5 protein-coding genes are annotated in these 4,504 nt (G+C 61.6%); 4 read left to right on the top strand and 1 reads right to left on the bottom strand.

The genetic code is table 11. The annotated features are described in order from the left end of the window. Positions 1 to 193 precede the first annotated feature (193 nt). The 4 genes from AC1DWI_RS14545 (at position 194) to mdtD (ending at position 3,435) form a co-directional block, all read left to right on the top strand. Positions 194 to 901: a DUF6776 family protein gene (locus tag AC1DWI_RS14545; protein WP_477666786.1), complete on the top strand. Its 708-nt coding sequence runs from the start codon at positions 194 to 196 to the stop codon at positions 899 to 901. A gap of 53 nt (positions 902 to 954) precedes the next feature. After that, complete coding sequence (locus AC1DWI_RS14540) at positions 955 to 1,356, top strand: bactofilin family protein (protein ID WP_457282898.1); 402 nt, start codon at positions 955 to 957, stop codon at positions 1,354 to 1,356. 167 nt (positions 1,357 to 1,523) lie between these two features. Further along, a complete protein-coding gene (erpA, locus tag AC1DWI_RS14535; protein WP_122955163.1) occupies positions 1,524 to 1,889 on the top strand; it encodes an iron-sulfur cluster insertion protein ErpA in 366 nt (121 codons plus the stop codon). A 124-nt stretch (positions 1,890 to 2,013) separates the two neighbouring features. Next, positions 2,014 to 3,435: a multidrug transporter subunit MdtD gene (gene mdtD, locus AC1DWI_RS14530; protein ID WP_477670050.1), complete on the top strand. Its 1,422-nt coding sequence runs from the start codon at positions 2,014 to 2,016 to the stop codon at positions 3,433 to 3,435. A 21-nt stretch (positions 3,436 to 3,456) separates the two neighbouring features. Here mdtD and AC1DWI_RS14525 read toward each other — a convergent pair whose 3' ends face one another. Beyond that, positions 3,457 to 4,383, bottom strand: coding sequence for an ROK family protein (locus AC1DWI_RS14525; protein WP_477725080.1), 927 nt, complete (start codon positions 4,381 to 4,383; stop codon positions 3,457 to 3,459). Between the last annotated feature and the right edge of the window lie 121 nt (positions 4,384 to 4,504).

Genomic DNA, 4,504 nt, shown 5'->3' with positions numbered 1-4,504 from the left:
GCCTGGTTTACCCGGCGGCTTTTTTCATGGCCGAAGCATTTGTGTGGCGACCGCAACGTCCTGTCAATGCTTTGTAAGCGTTTAGTTTTCCTGATGCAAAGCCTTACCCGGCTTTACGGCTGAATCGGGCGGTTCAGCGGATGTCTGCGTGCACAATGCAGCTCCTCGAACCGAAAACTGCAGGGTCCCCGATTTGAAATTTCGCCTGTTTCGCCGCCGGCTGACGATCAGCTCCCCGCGCATGTCGGTGCGCAGCTCGCTCCCCTGGCCCTTGCGGTGGATCGCCGGTGCCCTGATGCTGGGGTTTTCCGCAGCGGTCGCCCTCTGGGCCTTCGAGTTCGGCAAGGGGATTGCGGGCGTGGATACCGATGCCAGGGAAGAGATCAGCGTGTTGCGTCAGGAAGTGGTCACTTTGCGTGCAGACCGCGACAGGGCGCAATCGATTGCCAATACTTCAGGCAGCCTGCTCACGGCCGAAAAAGCGGTGCAGGAAAAGATGATGAGCCAGATCCGGCAGCTGGAGAGCGACAACCGCAGCCTGCGCGACGACCTGGGATTTTTTCAGAAGCTTTTGCCGGCTGGCAGCGCCGAGGTTGTCGCCATCCGCAGCCTGCAGGCCGAGGTATTGTCGGGAACCCAGCTCAAATGGCAGGTCCTGGTGATCCAGCCCGTCAAAGGTGCGCCTAATTTCAACGGGAAACTTGACCTGACGGTTCATGGCACGCAGGACGGAAAACCCTGGACGATGACTTTGCCCGGCGGACCGCAAACTTTACAGTTCAAACAGTACCTTCGTGTGGAAGGTGTCCTCGACTTGCCCCCCCAAGCCATGGTACAAACAGTTACAGCTAAAGTCATTGAGGGGACAGCGGTCAGATCTGCCCAGACCTTCAAGCTTTGAGAATTTCTCCCCGATTTCCCCTTCCACCGCCACCCCAGCACAGGAACCTTTGTATGTTTGGAAAAAAGAAGCAGCCGCCCATCAAAAGCCTGATCGCCCAAGGCAGCTGCATTGAGGGCAACCTGAAATTCACCGACGGCCTGCGGATCGACGGTGAAGTGATCGGCGACATCCGCGCCGCCGAAGGCAGCTCCAGCATTCTGGTGATCAGCGAGTCCGCCACCGTGACCGGCCATATTCATGCCGACCATGTGATCATCAATGGCCGGGTGATGGGCCCTGTCCACGCATCCGAGCTGCTTGAATTGCAGCCCAAAGCCAAAATCGAGGGCGACGTGTCTTACAAGGCGCTTGAAATGCACCAGGGCGCCGTCATCTTCGGACAGTTGCGYGCTACAAGCCACGCGGAACTAGAAGAAAAACCCACGCTCAAACTGGCCGCCAACAACATCTGATTGGTGGGGGTGAATTGGGCGAGTAAGCGCTCACAAATAGACCGCCGGGCCTAACACGCATGGGCGTTATGGTTGATTGAATTGCTGTACTATTTGCCATAAGTGTCGCCAGAGGCTTGAAAGCCTCGAATCGCGAACCCTGATTCGCTTTATGTATTGGAGTCCCCATGAGTGCCGTTGCCGAAAATATCCAGACCGAAATGCCCGCGCCCTTTGTCTTCACCGACAGCGCCGCGTCCAAAGTGGCTGAGCTGATCGCCGAAGAAGGCAACCCGGATCTGAAGCTGCGCGTCTTTGTGCAGGGCGGGGGCTGCTCCGGTTTCCAGTACGGTTTCACCTTCGATGAAATCACCAACGAAGACGACACCACCATGACCAAAAATGGCGTGTCCCTGCTGATCGACGCCATGAGCTACCAGTATCTTGTGGGCGCCGAAATCGACTACAAGGACGACCTTGAAGGCGCGCAATTCGTCATCAAGAACCCCAACGCCACCAGCACCTGCGGCTGCGGATCCAGCTTCTCGGCCTGAGGCGGAACTCAACGCTTTCGCTTTAAAAGCCGCCTTCGGGGCGGCTTTTTGCTGTCCGGCCATCCTCTTGTCTTCTTGATTTCCCATGCGGTGAACCAAGTTCGCACTTTCGCATCTCTTATCCATGCAGGCAGAAGAAAAATCATTGCGCATGCTGCTTTGGCTGGTAGCTATCGGCTTTTTCATGCAGACGCTGGACGCCACCATCGTCAACACCACCTTGCCGGCCATGGCCCGCAGCTTTGGCGAAAGCCCTTTGCGCATGCAGTCGGTGGTGGTGGCCTATTCCCTCACCATGGCCATGCTGATCCCCGCGTCCGGCTGGATCGCCGACCGCTTTGGCACGCGGCGGGTGTATGTGGGGGCGATCTCGCTGTTCGTCATTGGCTCCATCGCCTGCGCGCTGTCCGGCAACCTGATGCAGCTGGTGGCGGCGCGGGTGGTGCAGGGGATGGGCGGGGCGCTGCTGCTGCCGGTGGGCCGGCTGGCCGTGCTGCGCGCCTTTCCGCGCGAGCGCTTTTTGCAGGCCATGAGCTTCATTGCCGTTCCGGGCCTGGTTGGCCCGCTGATCGGGCCCACGCTGGGCGGCTGGCTGGTCCAGGTGGCTTCCTGGCACTGGGTGTTCCTCATCAACATTCCGGTGGGGGTACTGGGCTGCGTGGCGACGCTTTTCTACATGGAGGACAACCCGCGGCTTCAAATGCCGCGTTTCGACCTGCCGGGCTACCTTTTGCTGGCCTTCGGCATGGTGGCCGTGTCGCTGGCGGTGGACGGGCTGTCGGGCCTGGGCCTGAAACAGGCCAGCGTGCTGGTGCTGCTGGTGTTCGGCATGGCCAGCCTTACCGCGTACTGGCTGCATGCCGCCAAACGCCCTGACCCGCTGTTTTCGCCGCGGCTGTTCTCGATTCCCACGCTCAGCATCGGACTGCTGGGCAATTTGTTCTCACGCCTGGGCAGCTCGTGCATGCCTTTCCTGGTGCCACTCCTGCTGCAGGTCAGCCTGGACTATTCGCCGTTGCAGGCGGGGATGATGATGGTGCCGGTTGCCGTGGCGAGCATGCTGGTCAAGCGCTTCACCACACCGCTGATCACTCGCTACGGCTATCGCAGGGTGCTTGTGACGAACACCGCGATGGTGGGCCTGACGATGGCGAGTTTTGCTTTCGTGACACCGGCGCAGCCGCTGTGGCTGCACATCCTCCAGCTGGCATGTTTTGGCGCGGTCAACTCGATGCAATTCACTGCGATGAACACCGTGACCCTGCGCGACCTGGACAGCAGCATGGCCAGCAGCGGCAACAGTTTGCTGTCGATGGTGCAGATGCTGGCGATGAGCATGGGCGTGGCCGCAGCGGGCGCGGTGCTGGCCGCTTTCACGGGCTTCTTTGGTGCCGGCGAGGCCGTGCAGACGCTGCACTCCTTCCAGGCGACGTTCGCCGCGATGGGGCTGATCACGCTGGCATCAGCGGGGATTTTCTGGCAGCTGTCGCCGCAGGTGAGGGTGGTGAAGAAGGCTGAAGCGACCGAGGCTTCGGGGCAGGGCTAGTTTTTTCTGCCGGCAGTCGCGTCAACTCACCAGTGCCAAAGCTGCAAAATCCCCGACCCGTTCGCCCAGCCCGGCCGTCACCAGTTCAACGCCATCCGTGAGGGCCGGCAGCTTGCCCTGTATCTGGGCCCGAAGGCGCGGCAAAAGATAGTCGTGGTGATTCAGGAACACGCTCCCTCCGAGGCTGATGCGCTGGAGATCCAGCGTGACCACAAGGTTGTAAAGGGCGCGACCCATCACCCGGCAAAGCTCGTCGACCATCACCGTTGCGCTGGCATCGCCCGCGCGCGCGGCGGCAAAGAGGTTGATCGCGCCGGCGTGGCCCGCGCCGGCAAACCGCCGCTCTATCGCATTGCCGGCCACCAAGGCTTCCAGGTCGCCGATATTGCCGCAGCCGCACAGTGCGTCATGGCTGTCGCTCACAAACATGTGGCCGGCGTGGCCCGCATTACCGTGCTTGCCGTGCAGCACCCGGCCATCAACACACAGGCCAACACCGACGCCGGTGCTCCAGGTCACATAAGCGCAGTGCTCCAGACCCTGCAGGGCGCCCCAGCGGCGCTCGGCCTCGAGTGCGGCGATGCCGTCGTTTTCTACGCGTACGTTGGGAAAGGCCTGGCGCAGCGGTGCTTCCAGCGGCACGCTGAGCCAGTCGTTGGGCAGGCCACGCGCCTTGCCGGCCATGCCGCCGCAGATGTTGGGGGTTGTCAGCTCGATCAGGCCGTCGTGCAGCGCAAACGGTCCGCACGATGCGACGCCCACTGCCGAAACGGCTGAGGGATCGATGCCCGCCTCGGCGCAGCTGCGTGCCATCAACGCCAGAACCTGCTGGCCCAGGGMGTCGCGGCTGCCCTGTTTAACGGTGGCTTCGGTCACCCGGCCCCGCACGCCTTGCTCATCGGCCACGCTGACGGCCACCTTGGTTCCGCCTACGTCAACGCACAGCAAGGGTGCGGAGCCCTTGGGCAGCACGGGAATCTGAGCGGGTATCGGGAAGGGGGAGTTTGCGTTCAAGGCCGGGTCTCCAGAGGTGGGCCGATGGATGGATCAGTCAATGCGCATTGAGGAT

It is taken from the genome of Polaromonas sp. P3_C2 (assembly GCF_056402675.1).
Note: the sequence above shows the minus strand (reverse complement) of the source record. Positions and strands in the feature narration are given on the sequence as shown.